17 protein-coding genes, 2 tRNA genes, 1 rRNA gene and 2 riboswitches are annotated in these 17,946 nt (G+C 33.2%); of the genes, 15 read left to right on the top strand and 5 right to left on the bottom strand.

Features of this window, described 5'->3' with window-relative positions:
* The first annotated feature begins 27 nt into the window (after window positions 1–27).
* The 7 genes from rrf to tsaD all read left to right on the top strand — a co-directional run bounded on the left by rrf (window position 28) and on the right by tsaD (window position 3,378).
* Window positions 28–143, top strand: a 5S ribosomal RNA gene (gene rrf / locus COI44_RS01550).
* Between the two features lie 60 nt (window positions 144–203).
* Window positions 204–280: transfer RNA gene (locus COI44_RS01545), tRNA-Met, on the top strand.
* 4 nt (window positions 281–284) lie between these two features.
* Window positions 285–360, top strand: a tRNA-Asp gene (locus COI44_RS01540).
* Window positions 361–756: 396 nt separating this feature from the next.
* A complete protein-coding gene (tsaE, locus tag COI44_RS01535) occupies window positions 757–1,224 on the top strand; it encodes a tRNA (adenosine(37)-N6)-threonylcarbamoyltransferase complex ATPase subunit type 1 TsaE (protein ID WP_056470004.1) in 468 nt (155 codons plus the stop codon).
* On the top strand, window positions 1,205–1,897 hold the full coding sequence (gene tsaB, locus COI44_RS01530) for a tRNA (adenosine(37)-N6)-threonylcarbamoyltransferase complex dimerization subunit type 1 TsaB (protein ID WP_098426343.1): 693 nt from the start codon (window positions 1,205–1,207) through the stop codon (window positions 1,895–1,897). The genes tsaE and tsaB overlap by 20 nt, the downstream gene beginning before the upstream one ends.
* 9 nt (window positions 1,898–1,906) lie before the next feature.
* A complete protein-coding gene (rimI, locus tag COI44_RS01525; protein ID WP_069033997.1) occupies window positions 1,907–2,359 on the top strand; it encodes a ribosomal protein S18-alanine N-acetyltransferase in 453 nt (150 codons plus the stop codon).
* Window positions 2,356–3,378, top strand: coding sequence for a tRNA (adenosine(37)-N6)-threonylcarbamoyltransferase complex transferase subunit TsaD (tsaD, locus tag COI44_RS01520; RefSeq protein ID WP_483295452.1), 1,023 nt, complete (start codon window positions 2,356–2,358; stop codon window positions 3,376–3,378). Before rimI ends, tsaD begins: the two co-directional genes overlap by 4 nt.
* A gap of 216 nt (window positions 3,379–3,594) precedes the next feature.
* Here the strand turns inward: tsaD and COI44_RS01515 are convergent, their stop codons facing one another.
* Window positions 3,595–5,520, bottom strand: a complete 1,926-nt coding sequence (locus COI44_RS01515; RefSeq protein WP_098426341.1) for an ABC-F family ATP-binding cassette domain-containing protein — start codon at window positions 5,518–5,520, stop codon at window positions 3,595–3,597.
* Window positions 5,521–5,681: 161 nt separating this feature from the next.
* Between COI44_RS01515 and COI44_RS01510 the strand changes: the two genes are divergently transcribed.
* Window positions 5,682–6,308: a redox-sensing transcriptional repressor Rex gene (locus COI44_RS01510; protein ID WP_098426340.1), complete on the top strand. Its 627-nt coding sequence runs from the start codon at window positions 5,682–5,684 to the stop codon at window positions 6,306–6,308.
* Window positions 6,309–6,444: 136 nt separating this feature from the next.
* Here COI44_RS01510 and COI44_RS01505 read toward each other — a convergent pair whose 3' ends face one another.
* Window positions 6,445–7,116, bottom strand: a complete 672-nt coding sequence (locus COI44_RS01505; RefSeq protein WP_098426339.1) for a CPBP family intramembrane glutamic endopeptidase — start codon at window positions 7,114–7,116, stop codon at window positions 6,445–6,447.
* Window positions 7,117–7,390: 274 nt separating this feature from the next.
* Between COI44_RS01505 and groES the strand changes: the two genes are divergently transcribed.
* From groES to COI44_RS01490, 3 genes are all read left to right on the top strand, one after another.
* Window positions 7,391–7,675 (top strand): co-chaperone GroES, encoded by a 285-nt coding sequence (gene groES / locus COI44_RS01500; protein WP_025672094.1) that lies wholly within the window; start codon window positions 7,391–7,393, stop codon window positions 7,673–7,675.
* A gap of 59 nt (window positions 7,676–7,734) precedes the next feature.
* A complete protein-coding gene (gene groL / locus COI44_RS01495) occupies window positions 7,735–9,360 on the top strand; it encodes a chaperonin GroEL (protein ID WP_098426338.1) in 1,626 nt (541 codons plus the stop codon).
* A gap of 252 nt (window positions 9,361–9,612) precedes the next feature.
* Window positions 9,613–9,795, top strand: coding sequence for a hemolysin XhlA family protein (locus tag COI44_RS01490; protein ID WP_098426337.1), 183 nt, complete (start codon window positions 9,613–9,615; stop codon window positions 9,793–9,795).
* 482 nt (window positions 9,796–10,277) lie between these two features.
* Here the strand turns inward: COI44_RS01490 and COI44_RS01485 are convergent, their stop codons facing one another.
* A complete protein-coding gene (locus COI44_RS01485; RefSeq protein WP_098426336.1) occupies window positions 10,278–11,129 on the bottom strand; it encodes an ATP-dependent DNA ligase in 852 nt (283 codons plus the stop codon).
* 232 nt (window positions 11,130–11,361) lie between these two features.
* Here COI44_RS01485 and COI44_RS01480 point away from each other — a divergent pair, with 232 nt between their 5' ends.
* Together COI44_RS01480 and COI44_RS01475 are read left to right on the top strand one after the other, a co-directional pair.
* Complete coding sequence (locus COI44_RS01480) at window positions 11,362–11,766, top strand: hypothetical protein (protein WP_098426335.1); 405 nt, start codon at window positions 11,362–11,364, stop codon at window positions 11,764–11,766.
* Between the two features lie 147 nt (window positions 11,767–11,913).
* Window positions 11,914–12,672, top strand: coding sequence for a peptidoglycan recognition protein family protein (locus COI44_RS01475; RefSeq protein WP_098426334.1), 759 nt, complete (start codon window positions 11,914–11,916; stop codon window positions 12,670–12,672).
* Window positions 12,673–12,733: 61 nt separating this feature from the next.
* Here the strand turns inward: COI44_RS01475 and COI44_RS01470 are convergent, their stop codons facing one another.
* Window positions 12,734–13,054 carry a DMT family transporter gene (locus tag COI44_RS01470; RefSeq protein ID WP_098426333.1) on the bottom strand — a complete coding sequence of 107 codons (321 nt, stop codon included), beginning with the start codon at window positions 13,052–13,054 and terminating at the stop codon, window positions 12,734–12,736.
* Between the two features lies 1 nt (window position 13,055).
* Window positions 13,056–13,403, bottom strand: a complete 348-nt coding sequence (locus COI44_RS01465; protein WP_098426332.1) for a DMT family transporter — start codon at window positions 13,401–13,403, stop codon at window positions 13,056–13,058.
* A 190-nt stretch (window positions 13,404–13,593) separates the two neighbouring features.
* Window positions 13,594–13,696, top strand: a riboswitch (purine riboswitch).
* Window positions 13,697–13,842: 146 nt separating this feature from the next.
* On the opposite strand from COI44_RS01465, the gene guaA reads away from it, so the two are divergent.
* Together guaA and COI44_RS01455 are read left to right on the top strand one after the other, a co-directional pair.
* Window positions 13,843–15,378 carry a glutamine-hydrolyzing GMP synthase gene (gene guaA, locus COI44_RS01460; RefSeq protein ID WP_483295451.1) on the top strand — a complete coding sequence of 512 codons (1,536 nt, stop codon included), beginning with the start codon at window positions 13,843–13,845 and terminating at the stop codon, window positions 15,376–15,378.
* A gap of 663 nt (window positions 15,379–16,041) precedes the next feature.
* A riboswitch (purine riboswitch) is annotated at window positions 16,042–16,141 on the top strand.
* Between the two features lie 171 nt (window positions 16,142–16,312).
* Window positions 16,313–17,641 (top strand): NCS2 family permease, encoded by a 1,329-nt coding sequence (locus COI44_RS01455; protein ID WP_098426344.1) that lies wholly within the window; start codon window positions 16,313–16,315, stop codon window positions 17,639–17,641.
* Window positions 17,642–17,946: the final 305 nt, after the last annotated feature.

The following is a 17,946-nucleotide window of genomic DNA, read 5'->3' as shown; positions in this document are numbered from 1 at the left end:
GGGTACGAAGTACAACTCAAATACAAATCAGGTGATTATTGCGAAGAGGTCACACCCGTTCCCATACCGAACACGGCAGTTAAGCTCTTCAGCGTCGATGGTAGTTGGGGGTTTCCCCCTGTGAGAGTAGAACGTCGCCTGGTTTAGATTTTTTTATGGGTAATAAAATATTCGTAAAATCGACTATTTTATATCCTAATTATCGCGGGGTGGAGCAGTCTGGTAGCTCGTCGGGCTCATAACCCGAAGGTCGCAGGTTCAAATCCTGTCCCCGCAACCAAAATGGTCCCGTGGTGTAGCGGTTAACATGCCTGCCTGTCACGCAGGAGATCGCCGGTTCGATCCCGGTCGGGACCGCCATACATACGATTCTTAAAACGAAACAAAAAATTGTTTCGTTTTTTTTATTATTTTTGAAATGAGTAAAATTTAAATAGATCTATTTGTAAGAGTATTACTTTTAATGATTATAACTGTATAAAACAGAAGCCGACAGAAGCAAAGACTTTTCAACTCAACCTTAATTAGGAAATCTAGGGAGATCACAAGGAACCTATGCGACTAGAAGGCACTGGTTACGACATGCGATAAGCGAGAGACGTAACAAAATAAACGAATACAAATTAAATATAAATTTCAATAATTTATCTAAACTATTCAAAAGAATATTACTGTTTGACATCCGCTTAATGTTTTGAAATGATATAATATGGCAAAGTTAGAAATAGACGAGTTAGAATTTTGGTGGTGAAGTAATTGGAAATTGTTTTACATACAAATACTGAGGAAGAAACTCAAGAAATTGCATTTTTTCTCGGACAACTAGTGCAACAAAAAGATGTAATCTTATTAGAAGGAGATCTTGGAGCTGGAAAGACCACTTTTACGAAAGGATTTGCTAAAGGCCTTGATGTAAAAAGAACGGTTAATAGCCCAACTTTTAATATTATTAAAGAATATAAAGGTAGAATTCCTCTATATCATATGGATGTTTATCGTTTAGAAGGTAGTAGTGAAGATTTAGGCTTTGATGAGTATTTTATGGGTGAAGGTGTTTGTGTTGTAGAATGGGCTCATTTAATTTCAGATTACTTACCAAATGAATTCTTAAAAATCATAATAACTCATGAAGAAAATGGTAGAATGATTACTTTTATTCCAAGTGGATCTAGGTATGAATTTATTTGTAAGGAGTTAATAAACAATGACCGTTTTAGCAATTGATACATCTACAAATGTTATGGGGATTAGTCTAATAAAAGATCAATCTGTTATTGGAGAAACGATAACATTTATTAATAAAAACCATTCTGTACGACTAATGCCCGCAATTAGTACTTTAATGGAAGAATGCAATATAAAACCAAAGGAACTATCTAAAATAGTGGTTGCAAAAGGTCCAGGCTCTTATACAGGTGTACGCATTGGTGTAACTGTGGCTAAATCATTAGCTTTCACTTTAAATATTCCAATTATCGGGGTATCAAGTTTGAAGGTATTGGCTGCTAACGGGCAATATTTTAATGGATTAGTTTGCCCACTATTTGATGCAAGACGCAACTTATTATTTACAGGCCTTTATGATTTTAGAGGTCAGGTTACCAATGAGGTATTAGAAGACTGCAATATTGACCGAAGTATCTGGATTGAAAAGCTTAAATCTTATAATGAACAAATCTTATTTATTGGTAATGATATATCAATTCATAAAGAATTTATTATTGAGCATTTAAAAGATAAAGCTGTCTTTGCAAAAGAAAGTTTGAATAACCAGAGACCAAGTGAACTGTTTACATGTAGCTTAGAAGAAAAAGAAGAATCAGTTCATAATTTTGCACCAGAATATTTAAGATTATCAGAAGCAGAAGCTAATTGGCTAGCAAGCCAAGAAAAGTAGGAGGATATTATGATCTCATCGGTTGCTTTTCGTAAAATGAAAGAAGAAGATTTAGATCAAATAGTAGAAATTGAAAAACTATCATTCCCTACACCATGGACATATGATGCTTTTTATAATGAATTATATTCAAATCAATTTGCCAATTATATAGTGGCTGAAGTTGATGAGAAAATAATTGGTTATTGTGGATTATGGGTGGTTATTGACGAGGGACATATTACAAATATAGCTATTTTGCCAGATTATAGGGGAGTAGGCCTTGGCGAAAAGTTACTTCGGGCAGTAATGGAAACTGCTAAAAATCTTGGAGCTGATACATTAACTTTAGAAGTAAGGGTATCAAATCATGTAGCAATGGGCCTATATCGAAAGCTGGGATTCCAAGATGGTGGTATTCGAAAAAGCTATTATACAGATAATTTTGAGGATGCATTAGTTATGTGGGTGAATTTGAAATGATAAATGAAAATTGTTTAATTCTTGCTATAGAGACAAGCTGTGATGAAACTTCAGCCGCAGTTGTTAAAAATGGAAATGAAATTTTAAGTAATGTAGTAGCTACTCAGATAGATATTCATAAACGTTTTGGTGGAGTAGTACCTGAAGTTGCATCACGATTACATGTTGAGCAAATAACTTTGGTAATCGAAGAAGCTATGAAGCAAGCACAAGTAGAATATGAAGATTTAGCTGCAGTTGCAGTTACAGAAGGCCCAGGACTTGTTGGAGCGTTACTAATTGGGGTAAATGCGGCAAAAGCAATTGCATTTGCACATGGACTACCGCTTATAGGAGTACACCACATTGCGGGTCATATTTATGCTAATCAACTTGTACAGCCCCTGCAATATCCACTATTAACCTTAGTAGTTTCTGGTGGACATACAGAGCTTGTCTACATGAAGGAAGATGGCATTTTTGAGGTAATAGGTGAAACAAGGGATGATGCAGCAGGAGAAGCTTATGATAAGGTCGCTAGAACACTTAAACTACCTTATCCAGGTGGCCCTCACATTGATCGTCTAGCACAAGAAGGAAATGCAACTATTCCTTTTCCTAGAGCATGGTTAGAAGAGGGAAGCTATGATTTTAGTTTTAGTGGATTAAAGTCAGCAGTTATTAATTATATGCATAATGCTGAACAAAGAGGCGAGGAAGTATCACCAGCTGATGTAGCAGCAAGCTTTCAAGAGAGTGTAATTGAAGTAATTGTTTCAAAAACAATTCAAGCTGCAAAAGAATATAATGTAAAACAAGTTTTATTAGCCGGAGGAGTTGCAGCTAATAAAGGGTTGAGAGCTACATTACAAGAAGAGATGAATGCTTTGAGTAATATAGATTTAGTTATACCACCACTATCACTTTGTACAGATAATGCTGCGATGATTGGTGCTGCTGCATTTATCCGTTTAAAACAAGGGAAACTAGGTAATTTGGCATTAAACGGGAATCCAGGTTTGGATTTAGAGAATATGTAAGAAGTACTTATTCACAATTTTTTTATAAAATGTGGATAAGTACTTTTTATTTGTTAAAAACTTATTAAACTATGTGTACAAAATTGTGTATAACATTACTGTTTTACTGTGGATAATGTGTATAAACCTGTGTAAAAGCTAAATGATAATTGAATATATGTGGATAAATATGTAGATAAGAAAAAACGGATAGCAAAAAGCTTATCCGTTTAGTCATTATTCTTGTAAGTTCTCCCATTCTTCCATTAGGTCTATTAACTTAGCTTCGATATCATTTTTCTTATTTGTTAATTCTTGTACTAATTGAAAATTACCGTAAACTTCTGGCTTACATAATTCTAGTTCGATCGTCTCTATATCAAGCTCAAATTGCGTTATATAACTTTCAATCTCCTCTATACGGCGCTGAGTTTGACGGATTTTTTTCTTCAATTCTTTGTCTTGTTGATAATCAGAAATTGGTTGAGTAGATTGTTTAACTTGTGCTAATGTAGCCTCTTTTTCTGCTTGTTCTTTTTCAAATGCTTCGTTTTTCTTAAATTGGTAATAGTCATAATCACCCAAATAAATTGATAATCCTGCTTTTGCTAGTTCAAAAGTTTTTGTGGATAATCTGTTCATAAAGTAACGATCATGAGAAACAAATAAAATCGTTCCAGGGTAATCTAATAAAGCATTTTCTAACACTTCTTTACTATCTAAATCTAAATGGTTAGTAGGTTCATCAAGAATTAAGAAATTAGCTTTTTTCATCATAAGCTTAGCTAAAGCTAATCTAGCCTTTTCTCCACCACTTAAAGAGGTAACAATTTTTGTCACATCATCTCCTGAAAATAAAAAGTTCCCTAATATTGTTCGAATTTCTTGTTCGGCCATTAATGGATAATCATCCCAAAGTTCTTCTAATACTCTTTTATTAGAAGTTAGTTTTGCTTGCTCTTGATCATAATAACCAACTGAAACATTTGCACCAAAATCAATCGTTCCTTGTAATTTTTCTAAATCTCCAATAATCGTTTTAAGTAATGTCGATTTACCAACACCATTTGGACCGACTAATGCGACACTATCGCCTCGATTCAGTACGAATCTCATCGTCTGATCAATTGTTGGGATACGATCATAGCCAATAAATAAATCTTGTACAGACAACACATCATTACCGCTTTGTTTTTCAATGGTAAATGAAAAATTAGCCGAAGACTCGTCACCAAGTGGCCTGTCTAATCGAACCATTCGATCTAATTGTTTCCTACGACTTTGAGCTCTTTTAGTAGTTGAAGCACGCGCAATATTACGCTGCACAAAATCTTCAAGTTTAGAGATTTCCTCTTGTTGCTTTTCGAACTGTTTTAACTCTTGTTCATATTGAGCTGCCTTTAGTTCAAGGTACTTACTATAATTCCCAACAAATCGTTGATGCTTATGATTAGATATTTCATAAACAATATTAACAACTTGATCAAGGAAATATCGATCGTGGGAAACGATTAATACTGCACCAGGGTATGACTGTAAGTAGCGCTCTAACCAACTAAGAGTGTCAATATCTAAATGGTTCGTAGGCTCATCCAAGATTAACAAATCAGGCTTCGTCAATAATAGCTTACCTAATGCCAGTCTTGTCTTTTGTCCACCGCTTAATGAAGAAATTTTTGTTTCGTAATCTTCATTACTAAAACCTAAACCACTAATTATTGAACGAATATCTGCTTCAAACTGGTAACCACCGTTTTCTTTGAATGTATATTGAAGATGATCATATTCATTCATAACCTTGTCATAAACAGTTTGATTAGAATAGACATCCTCCCTAGTCATTTTAACTTCTAATTTTCTCATATTTTCCTGCATCTCTACTAAATGATTAAATACAGAATAATATTCTTCCCAAATCGTTTTATCGCTTTGTAAACCTGAGTTTTGGGCTAGGTAGCCTACAGTAACGTCTTTAGGTTTATTTATTTCACCGCCATCATAGGATATTTCACCTGCTATTATTTTCAATAATGTAGATTTTCCCGCACCATTACGTCCAACAATGGCAACTCGATCACTCGTTTGAACTTCTAATTTTATATTTGAAAGTATAATGTCACTACCAAAATACTTTGAGACATTATTTACTTGTAAAAGAATCATGGATAACACCTCATTGCAAAATTTTTTATCTATGTAACTGTAGACTGTCAAAATTCTTAAATATAGTGTATATTTTACATTAGAACAAGTACTTTATTACTAAAATAAAGTCAAATTACACACCATAGTAAAAAGAATTACAGTAAGTGGGGGATTAAAAAATGGATTCGGAACAAATTAAAATTCCACAAGCTACTGCTAAACGTCTACCTTTATATTACCGTTTTATAAAGAATTTGTCTTTATCAGGTAAACAAAGAGTTTCTTCAGCAGAGTTAAGTGAAGCAGTAAAGGTAGATTCCGCTACAATCAGAAGAGATTTTTCATATTTTGGAGCACTTGGTAAAAAAGGTTATGGCTATAACGTAAATTATTTATTAACTTTTTTCTCGAAAGCGCTTAACCAGCATGAAGTTATGAAAGTTGCATTAATTGGTGTTGGTAATTTAGGAACTGCATTCTTACACTATAATTTTATAAAAAATAATAATACAAAAATTGAGATGGCATTTGATATTGATCCAAATAAAATAGGTACTGAAATAGGTGGGGTACCCGTTTATAATCTAGATCATCTAGAGGAAGTTATGAATGAAGATATTCAAATCGTTATATTAACAGTTCCTGCACCTGTAGCACAATCAATAGCTGATCGATTAAATGGAAAAAATATTAGAGGAATTTTAAATTTCACACCTGCACGAATTAGTGTACCAGAACATATTCGCATTCATCATATAGACTTAGCAGTTGAACTTCAAACATTGGCATATTTTTTACAACAATAAATTCATATTAAAATAAAAACCCCCAAAAACATGGGGGTTTTATTTTGTGGACAAAGTTCTTTAAACTCGAACTCGATTTTCAGACTGATTGCAAGCGCTTGTCAACAGTCTGAAACCCCCAAAAACATGGGGGTTTTTAATGTAAATTGATCTGCTGAAAAACGACAAAAGAGTTCATTAGCATATGTGTTAAGATTGGTACCATAATTGAGTTTGTTCGTTTATACAGATAACAAAATACAAAACCGATTAGAAAGTAAGATAAAAAGAAGGGCAAGTCTCCGTGCATAAGCGAAAAGATCGCTGAACTAATCCCAGCAGAAATAATAAATGGTAATCGATTATAAAGCCTTCTAAAAATGATTCGTCGAAAAATAATCTCTTCTAAAATTGGTGCAACCAGACTTGGGATGATAATAAAAGCCGGGTTAAGCTTAGCGATGTTTATGATATTTTGAGTATTTTCTGAGCCCTTATGTAAATCAAGTACATAAATTAAAATTAAATTACAAACAATTTGAGTTAGCATTGTTATGAAGTAACCTAAAATAACCCAATTTATTATTGTACGATAATTAGTTTTTAGATTCTTTATTCCTTCATAAATGGGCTTATGTAATAAGATAAGAATAATAATTAATCCACTTACAAAACTAATACAACCCCATAATGCCACCGCTTCAAGAGAAGCTGTTTTCTGATCTACTCCAACGTATAAGTTACTATTTAATAAATAGGGCACCCCAAATACCGCTGAATATTGAAGAACGACATACGTTAATAAAATCCATAAATCTCTAGTTTTCAATACGTTAGCTCCTTTGTGTTGATATTTTTCATAACCCAAAGGTTTATAACAACACGTACATTATTTTACTCGTTTCTTTTGTTTCTTAAAAGAAATTTTCACTTTTTATTTTACTTTTGATTGTAAAGAAAAAAACTTATTAAATTTCGACAAGAAAAGTGCCTGCTTCGGGCTTGCAAAATTTTTTGATATTATTTAAACTAATAATTGTGTTAGCACTCAATATACATGAGTGCTAAAAAATAATGATTTGATTATTGAGGAGGTATTACACATGTTAAAGCCATTAGGTGATCGTGTTGTAATTGAGCTTGTTGAGTCTGAAGAAAAAACTGCTAGTGGTATCGTGTTACCAGGTAGTGCACAAGAAAAGCCACAAGAAGGCAAAGTTGTTGCAGTAGGTACTGGCCGAGTACTTGAAAATGGTGAGCGCGTAGCTTTAGAAGTATCTGTAGGTGACCGCATTATCTTCTCTAAATATTCAGGAACAGAAGTTAAGTACGGTGGTACTGAATACTTAGTACTTCGCGAAAACGATATACTTGCAATCATAGGTTAATAAAATAAAAATACTTAAATTAAAAAATATATTTTTTATATTATAAGGAGGTCATTTACATGGCAAAGGACATTAGATTTGGTGAAGAAGCACGTCGCGCAATGTTACGTGGTGTAGACGCTTTAGCTGATGCTGTAAAAGTAACTTTAGGACCAAAAGGACGTAACGTAGTTCTTGAGAAAAAATTCGGGTCTCCATTAATTACAAATGATGGTGTTACAATCGCAAAAGAAATCGAATTAGAAGATGCATTTGAAAATATGGGTGCAAAATTAGTTGCAGAAGTTGCTAGCAAAACAAATGATGTTGCTGGGGACGGTACAACAACTGCGACAGTTTTAGCTCAAGCTATGATTCGTGAGGGTCTTAAAAACGTAACTGCTGGTGCAAATCCAATGGGTATCCGTAAAGGTATCGAAAAAGCAGTTGCTGTAGCAATCGAAGAATTAAAAACAATCTCAAAACCAATTGAAGGTAAAGAGTCAATCGCACAAGTTGCTGCAATTTCTTCAGCGGATCCAGAAGTTGGACAATTAATCGCTGAAGCAATGGAGCGCGTTGGTAACGATGGAGTTATTACTCTTGAGGAATCAAAAGGTTTCACAACTGAGTTAGAAGTAGTAGAAGGTATGCAATTTGACCGTGGATACTCTTCTCCTTACATGGTTACAAATTCAGAGAAAATGGTTGCTGAATTAGAAAATCCATATATTTTAATCACAGATAAAAAAGTAACAAACATTCAAGAAATCTTACCAGTACTTGAGCAAGTTGTTCAACAAGGTAAGCCACTATTAATCATTGCTGAGGATGTTGAAGGTGAAGCACAAGCAACGATCATCGTAAATAAATTACGTGGTACGTTCAATGCAGTTACTGTTAAAGCTCCTGGCTTCGGTGACCGTCGTAAAGCAATGTTAGAAGATATCGCGATCTTAACTGGCGGTGAAGTGATTACAGAAGAATTAGGATTAGATCTTAAAACAACTAACATCACTCAATTAGGTCGTGCTTCAAAAGTTGTAGTAACAAAAGAAAACACAACAATCGTTGAAGGTGCTGGTGAAACTGAAGCTATCCAAAGACGTATCGGCGTAATTCGTGCTCAATTAGAAGAAACTACTTCTGAATTTGATCGCGAAAAATTACAAGAGCGTTTAGCTAAATTAGCTGGTGGTGTAGCAGTAATTAAAGTTGGTGCTGCAACTGAAACTGAATTAAAAGAACGTAAATTACGTATTGAAGATGCATTAAACTCAACACGTGCTGCAGTTGAAGAAGGTATTGTAGCTGGTGGTGGTACTGCATTAATGAGCGTATACAATAAAGTAGCTGCAATCGAAGCAGAAGGTGACGTAGCAACAGGTATCAACATCGTATTACGTGCACTTGAATCTCCAGTTCGTCAAATCGCTACTAATGCTGGTCTAGAAGGATCAGTAATTATTGAAAAATTAAAAGGTGCGGAAGTTGGCGTTGGTTTCAATGCTGCTAACGGACAATGGGTAAACATGATCGAAGAAGGTATCGTTGACCCAACTAAAGTTACACGTTCTGCACTTCAAAACGCAGCATCTGTTTCAGCTATGTTCTTAACAACTGAAGCAGTAGTAGCTGATATCCCTGAGAAAAATGCTCCAGCAATGCCTGACATGGGCGGCATGGGCATGGGCGGCATGATGTAATAAAGAAAAAACCCTTGAGCTATCAAGGGTTTTTTTTTTCGTCTATGATCGCAATCTTATTTAAAAACTTAATCAAAATAGACATGGTCTTGTGAAGTATTTAGGTGATTAAAAGTCCATTCTGTTTGTGATTCTGATTTAGGTTTTCTTATGAAAGTTTTTTATTACTTTTTTATTAACAAATTTAATAATTTCTGAATATATTAAGTGAAGGACAAGCTATAAAGAAATGAGGGGATATAGGTAGACGAAATAAAAGAAATACAGGAAAAAATAGCAGAAATTAAAGAACGTTTGGCAGTGGCAGAGAGTACTATTGTAAAGGTTGAACAAAAAATTGAGAGAATTAAAAGTAATACAAGTTGGACTGTACGTTTAATTATTGGAGCAATTATTATGGCAGTTATAAGAATCGTTCTAAAAGGTGGCATTTAAGGGTTTTATGTTCGTACTTATATTAGACTTCATTTCACAGTCATATTGCTAGCAAATATAGTGAAATAAAGTAAAAAACCTGGGACTTTTATAGGTTTTTTATTTTTATGTTTCGATTATTTACTATTGGAGTAGTCGATAATGAGAATAACTAACTGGTATTAGATTGGAGAAATTGAATTAAATAAGACTTAGGCTTTATTGACTATATATAGTTTAACTATGTATAGTAAATTTGATAAAAGCAGAAAACCTTTGATGCGATATTGTAATTAGATCAAATAACTTTTTAAGGATGATTTAGATGAATTTTGGTTTATATAGAGGATGCCTTTTTGGTCTTTTATTTTCTATACCATTTTGGTTGATCATATTATGGCTTATATTAAAATAGAAAATAAAAAACCCCTTCGTGTAAGTAAAAATCTACAAATACTTTCTACTTTAAAGGGGGCTAGATCATTACTCTGAAAAAGTTATTTTTAAACGATAAAGTCATGGAATATAGGTTCAATTAATTCTCCGCTATTTAATTGACTTCTACTTTTTATCACACATCGAACTAATGGTTCTACAAAAATATAATTTTTGTCTTCTCCAGTTTTTATATGCTTAGTTAGACTAAAGAAAGCTGTTTTTTGGCCGGTATTCATCCCGAACTCTACTATCCCTACATTTACATACTCACCATTTTTTAATTCCGAGATTAATAATCCCATTCCTTGTTTTTTATAGCCCGTTATATAGTAATTACTATATCTCCAGTTAATAATTTTTAACCAATTTAGTGATCGATGTGCTGGTATATAAGTAGAATCTTTTGATTTAGCTACTATACCTTCAAGTCCAAGAGTTTTAATTTGCTCAAAAAACATCTCACCTTCCGATTCGATATAAAAACTTTTTTTAATTGATTCTTGATCTACTATAGTTTCTGAAAGGATTTTTTTTCGATAAGATAAAGGTTCCTTCATTAAGTTTTTATTTTTAAGACGTAAAATATCAAAAACGATATATGTTAATGGAAATTGTTTGCTTCCTTGTATTATTTTGTATTCTTGAATAAAACTTACTCGATTGGTTGCAGCTTCAAAATCCTCTCTGCCGTCATTATAACAAACTAAAACACCGTCTAAGTAACAATCATCTAAGTCGATATTTTCGAGTTCAGGGATTCTCTCCGTAATCTCGGTACCATTTCGATTAAAAAGTTTATTCTTTCCATTTTGCCTTTCAAGCATCATTCGAATACCATTTGATTTCAATTCAAAATAATGTTGATCAGAGTCAAATGGTTTATCAGCATTTTGTAATAGCATTGGCTCAATAAACATTTTTCATTTCGCTATCATGATTGTTGCTTTTCAACATAATCAAGATTCCTTTCTTTTTCATTTGATATATATAAATAACATAAATATTTTTGTTTTCTTATATAGCAATAATTCACTCTATTTTTAGTCTTCCACTAGTTAATGTACTTTTAATTCAAATGTATTTCAAGTCATAACTCGTCTAATTTCACAATAAGATTAATTATCTTCTTATGAAAAGTGGTGTTATGAAATGGGGAGGAAAAATAATTTCAAAATTACAGAACCGATGTTGAACGAGTACTATGATTTGAGTCAAAAAAAGAAAGATATTGAAAATCAGTTAGAAGAATTACAAAAGATTTTTCATGGATACTTTGATCATCAAGTTGGAATGAATGAAAAAGGTGAGCTAATTATTAATAATTTAAAACTTGAACGAATCATAAGAAAAAAAGAGAAATTTAATGAGGAGAAGACAATTAATAAATTAGAAGAACTAAACCTGTCTGATTTAATACAAATTGTTAGAAAACCAGATGGAGATAAAATCAAGTCTGCTATTAATTTGGGATTGCTAAAAGAGAAAGATTTGGATGGTTGTATATCTGTTAATTCATCACAAGCAATTTATGTTAAACCACTAAAAAATAAGTAGTTAAGTTAATCATTTTTGGGAGTATCTAATACTCTCTTTTTTTGTATGTAACGATTTTTATCTTTCAGAATACTGTATTAATATACATGTCCAAGTATTCGAAAGATGATTGTTTGGACATGCCAATATTGAAAAGGAGTGCTAGTTTTGGCAACTTGGAGAAATGATTTTATTTCGATGAACAAGTATACGAGGCCGTCAATAAAATTGAAAGAAGTTAGAAAAATTGTACTGCATTGGACAGCCAATCCGGGGGCAAGTGCACAAAGTCACCAAAGGTATTTTAACGGTATAGCGATAAAAAATAAAACATATGCATCTGCTCATATTTTTGTTGATTCGAAAGAGGCAATCTGTATTATTCCGCTTGATGAAGTAGCTTATCATGCGAATGATCATTATGAAAGAAATAGTAATGGTGGTGTGTATAGAGGGGTGGATGAACTCGCTCCGAACGCAAATAAGCTTTCAATCGGTGTTGAAATGTGTGTCGAAAAGGATGGTACTATTTCACAATATACATTAACACGTACGATCAGAGTAATTGCTGAATTGTGTAAGCTGTTTAAATTAAATGCAAATGACATTGTAAGACATTATGACATAACACATAAGCCGTGTCCAAAAACCTTCATAGACAACCCCGATCGATTTAACGACTTTAAAGCACAAGTGAATGCAATCTTAAATCCCCCGATAACCCAAACAGATCCAGTTCCTTACCCTGGTATTTTAAAAGAAGGTTCAAGAGGTGAATCTGTAAAAAAGGTTCAACAAAAACTTAAAATAACGGCAGATGGAATTTTTGGACCAGTTACTGAAAATGCAGTTAAAAAATTTCAAGCAAGTAATGGACTAGTTGTCGATGGAATTGTTGGAAAAAATACTTGGGGCAAGCTGTTTTAAAAGACGAGATCACATAATTCCTAAAGAAAAATCCCTATTTCTTTTTCGAATAGGGACTTTTTTAATGAGGTGAGATGATTTTTAAACCAATAACAGATCCAATTACTAAGGTGATAAATAATAGTCTCTTCCATTCGCGTGATTCATTAAAGAACAACATGCCAATTAAAACAGAACCAGCGGCACCTATACCAGTCCAGATTGTATAACCTGTTCCGACGGGTATAACCTTTAAGGCCTTTGATAATAAGTAAAAACTAGTCCATCCAGATAAAATACACATAATGGAGTAGTTAAGTTTTTTAAAATTATTAGATAGCTTCATAAAAATGACAAAGCCAACTTCACCCAAACCTGCAATAAATAAAAATAACCAAGCCATTTTATGCCGCATCTCCTTTCTCTGCTTTTTTATCACCTGAAGTTAATTTTAAGCCAATAATTCCAGATAATAATGTAATTACGAGAATAACTTTTATTATAGAGGCTGATTCATTTAAAAATAACATTCCTATAATTACTGTCCCAACGGAACCGATTCCTGTAAAAACTGCGTAGGCAGTACCTATTGGAATATCTCTTATTGCTTTTGAAAATAAATAAAAGCTGAACAAGATCCCAGCTATCGTTAAAATTGTTGGCAACAAATTTGTAAATCCTTCTGAGTATTTTAGTCCAAATGCCCAAGCGATTTCGGAAACTCCCGCTATAACTAAGTAAATCCAACTCATAAAAAATCTCTCCCTTATAGCAGACTAATAAAATGATTTTGTTCTGATAAACTACCTACCGTTCGTTAGTTAAAAGATACACTATAATCTTATTCATGACAAGTTGTAACGTTTACACAAAAATTTATTTTTTTTATGCAATGAAATACCTTGACCGAAAAATTATACATTGTTAGAATGAGACAATAATACAATATTCGTCATTATTCTTCATATATCCTCGACAATATGGGTCGAGAGTCTCTACCGGGGCGCCGTAACATGCCCTGACTATGAAGGCAGTCTGACTTTGTTTAACTTAAGTCTGATTTTCTGCCTTCTTATGCGTATTTTTCGTATGTAAAAAGAGTAGAAAATCGGCTTTTTTTATTTTTTTTGGGAAAAATAGTATCAGTTTAACTGATACGTTAATTCAATATATATAGATGGGGTGACCGTTTTGCAACAACATGACACAATTGTAGTACTAGATTTTGGAAGTCAATATAACCAACTTATAGCACGACGTATCCGTGAGTTTGGCGTTTATAGTGAATTACGTCCTCATACAATAACTGCAGAGGAAATTAAGCAAATGGGCGCTAAAGGGATCGTTTTCTCTGGCGGACCAAATAGCGTATATGGTGAAAATGCTTTTTTCTGTGATGAAGCAATTTTTGATTTAGAAATTCCAATCTTAGGTATTTGTTACGGAATGCAGTTAATGACGCAACATTTTGGTGGAACGGTAGCTAGAGCTGACCAACGTGAATACGGTAAAGCTGAATTAAATATTCAAAATCCGTCTGCTTTATTAAAAGACCTACCTTCAGACCATGTAGTTTGGATGAGTCATGGTGATAAAGTAACTCAACAACCAGAAGGATTCGTAGTAGATGCAACTAGTGCTTCTTGCCCAATCGCAGCAATGAGTAACGAAGCTAAAAAAATGTATGGTGTACAATTCCATCCAGAAGTTCGCCACTCTGAATACGGAAATGATCTATTAAAGAATTTTGTATTCAATATTTGCGAATGTGAATCAAACTGGTCAATGAAAAACTATATTGAAGTTCAACTTGAAACTATTCGTAATACTGTTGGCGACAAAAAAGTACTTTGTGCACTTAGTGGTGGTGTTGATTCTTCAGTAGTTGCAGTATTAATTCACAAAGCAATTGGAGATCAATTAACATGTATCTTCGTTGACCATGGTTTATTACGTAAAGATGAAGCTGAAGGCGTTATGAAGACGTTTAGCGAAGGCTTCCACATGAACGTAATTAAAGTAGATGCTAGAGAGCGCTTCTTAAGTAAACTTGCTGGCGTTTCTGATCCAGAAGAAAAACGTAAAATTATCGGTAATGAATTCATCTATGTGTTTGATGATGAAGCCGCTAAATTAGAAGGTATGGATTTCTTAGCTCAAGGAACTCTTTATACAGATATTATCGAGAGCGGTACGGCTACAGCTCAAACAATTAAATCACATCATAATGTAGGTGGATTACCTGAAGACATGCAATTCACGTTAATCGAGCCTTTAAATACATTATTTAAAGACGAAGTACGTGCAGTTGGAACTGAACTAGGAATTCCAGATGCAATCGTTTGGAGACAACCATTCCCAGGACCAGGTCTAGGAATTCGTGTATTAGGTGAAATTACTGATCAAAAACTTGAAATCGTTCGTGAATCAGATGCAATTTTACGTGAAGAAATTGCTTTATCTGGTTTAGATAAAGAGATTTGGCAATATTTCACAGTATTACCTGACATCCGTAGTGTTGGTGTAATGGGTGACGAACGTACGTATGATTACACTGTAGGTATTCGTGCAGTTACATCTATCGATGGAATGACTGCTGACTGGGCACGTATTGATTGGGATGTACTACAAAAAATCTCAACTCGTATTGTAAATGAAGTTAAACATGTAAACCGTATAGTTTATGATATAACTAGTAAGCCACCTGCAACGATTGAGTGGGAATAATAAGAAAAAGCCATAAACCCTTATTGGGTTCATGGCTTTTTTATTTTATCTTGAGATTTGACCTCAGTTTGTAACAATTAGCCGAAACTTGTGATCGTATCCTGTGATAATTTTGGTTTATAATTGGTATTTTTACTTGAGAGGGTCGGAAACTGCAGAAACTTATAGAAATATGGATTCGTATCCCCAGGTGAGTAAAACAAACTTTTTTATCAAGTATAATACTTTTTTTTTAGTTTATTGGGGTGTATTAGGAAGTAAGAGAGTGTTTCAATTATTTTATAATATAAATTTACTAAAGATAATCGTAGTAATTCTTGGTTTTGTAATTGCAACGTTATTATTTGTATTATTAAAAGACGATAGGAAAACAAAATAAGTATTAAAAATAGTAAATATGGCTAAATCTCTTCTTTTGTAAGTGATTATAGTTTTTTTTGTTGAAATTTGTCATTTATTGAACAGTTTATAGTACAATAGTTATTAGAATTTACTGTTAATTAAGTGTTTTATTTGACTATAATTTGTTTTTCCAAATGATGAAGTCTAACTGAATAACTAAAATATGTTAAAAGCGAACGAAAACGAATATTTTATAAAAAATATTCGTTTTTTTGTTGACACTAATCGAAACTGATTGTAAGATAAGGATGTAAATTAAATAAATTATTTGTCATAACTTGTCGTATAGGCTAGTAAATATGGACTAGCGTCTCTACCTGCCACCGTAAAATGGCGGACTACGAAGTAATGATTTCTGAAAGTTATTAACCTACTATTTTGCTATTATTCTACTAATCTAGGGTTAACAAACTTCAGAATGAAACTGCTCGTGATAGGCGCTTTTACCATTGTGTAAAAGTGCCTTTTCTATTTTAAACAATAGAGACCGACTTTTAAGACTAAAACTTAGGAGGATCACATGAAAGAACGTATCAGTAATTATTTTGAGTTCAACAAGTTAGGCACATCATATCGTCAAGAAACAATTGCTGGTTTAACTACATTCTTAGCAATGGCTTATATATTATTTGTAAATCCATCGATTTTATCATTATCAGATATAAAGGATTTCCCAGAAGCTTTAAGAATGAATAAAGAGGCAATCTTTGTAGCTACATCTTTAGCTGCAGCATATGGATCGATTTTAATGGGTATTTATGCGAAATATCCAATTGCTTTAGCACCAGGTATGGGATTAAATGCATTCTTTGCTTTTAACGTAGTTCTTGGAATGGGTATTCCATGGCAAACGGCATTAGCTGGCGTATTCGTATCAGGTATCATTTTTATCATTCTTTCATTAACTGGTCTTCGTGAACAAATTATAAATGCAATCCCAATTGAATTAAAATTAGCAATTGGTAGCGGTATTGGATTCTTTATTACATTTGTAGGTTTAAAAAACTCAGGGATTATCGTAAGTAACCCTGCGACATTCGTATCACTTGGTAAATTAAATGAACCTGCTGTTTTATTAACGATTTTCGGTTTAGTTATTACAGTAGTTTTAATGGCTAGAAAAATAAAAGCTGGTGTATTTTTAGGTATGATCATTACTGCAATCGCAGGTATGATTTTTGGAATTATCGACTTACCATCTTCAGTTGTTGGTCCAGTACCAAGTATTGCTCCAACATTCGGTCAAGCAATTAAACATATTCCAGATGTTTTCTCTTCAGGTAAAATGTTTGCTGTAGTATTAACTTTCTTTATTGTAGATTTCTTTGATGCAACTGGAACATTAGTAGCTGTAGCTAACCAAGCTGGATTATTAAAAGAAAACAAACTTGAAAGAGCTGGTAAAGCATTAATGGTTGATGCAACTGCTGTAGTAGTTGGTTCAACTTTAGGTACAAGTACTACTACTTCTTATATTGAGTCAACTGCTGGTGTAGCTGCTGGTGGACGTACTGGATTCTCTGCAGTAGTTACTGGTATCTTATTCTTACTAGCATTATTCTTTGCACCACTATTAGGGGTTGTAACTGCAGCGGTAACTTCACCTGCTTTAATCGTAGTCGGAGTTTTAATGGTTTCATCAATTGGTCAAATTGATTGGAAAAAATTCGAAATTGCTGTTCCAGCATTCTTTACAATTATTGCAATGCCTTTAACTTATAGTATTGCAACTGGTATTGCAGTTGGTTTCATTTTCTATCCGATTTCAATGATTGCAGCTGGAAAAACGAAAAAAATTCATCCTGTAATGTATGTGTTGTGTGTAGTATTCCTATTATTCCTAGCATTTTTTAGAGAATAGGTAAAAATAGAACGTTAAGAACCAGCCTCCAAAATTAGGAGGCTGGTTTTATTTTTATCATAATATATAGAGGTAATGTGGATGAAGACTACTATAACTTAATAGTTCTGAATAGTAGTATTTTTATTTTAGTATTGTAATTAACTAAAATAGCTGGTATATTATTTTATGTTGTCCCAAACGAGGGAAAACAAACGAAATAAAAATCAAAATACATTTAAAAAGTTGTTGACTAAAACAAGCTTTAAATGATATGATTTAAAAGTCGCTTCTGAAGCGGCGAAGTGAACTTTGAAAACTAAACA

Source organism: Bacillus sp. AFS088145 (assembly GCF_002564465.1).
Taxonomy (GTDB): Bacteria; Bacillota; Bacilli; order Bacillales; family Bacillaceae_G; genus Gottfriedia.
This window is presented reverse-complemented; position numbering and strand designations above follow the sequence as displayed.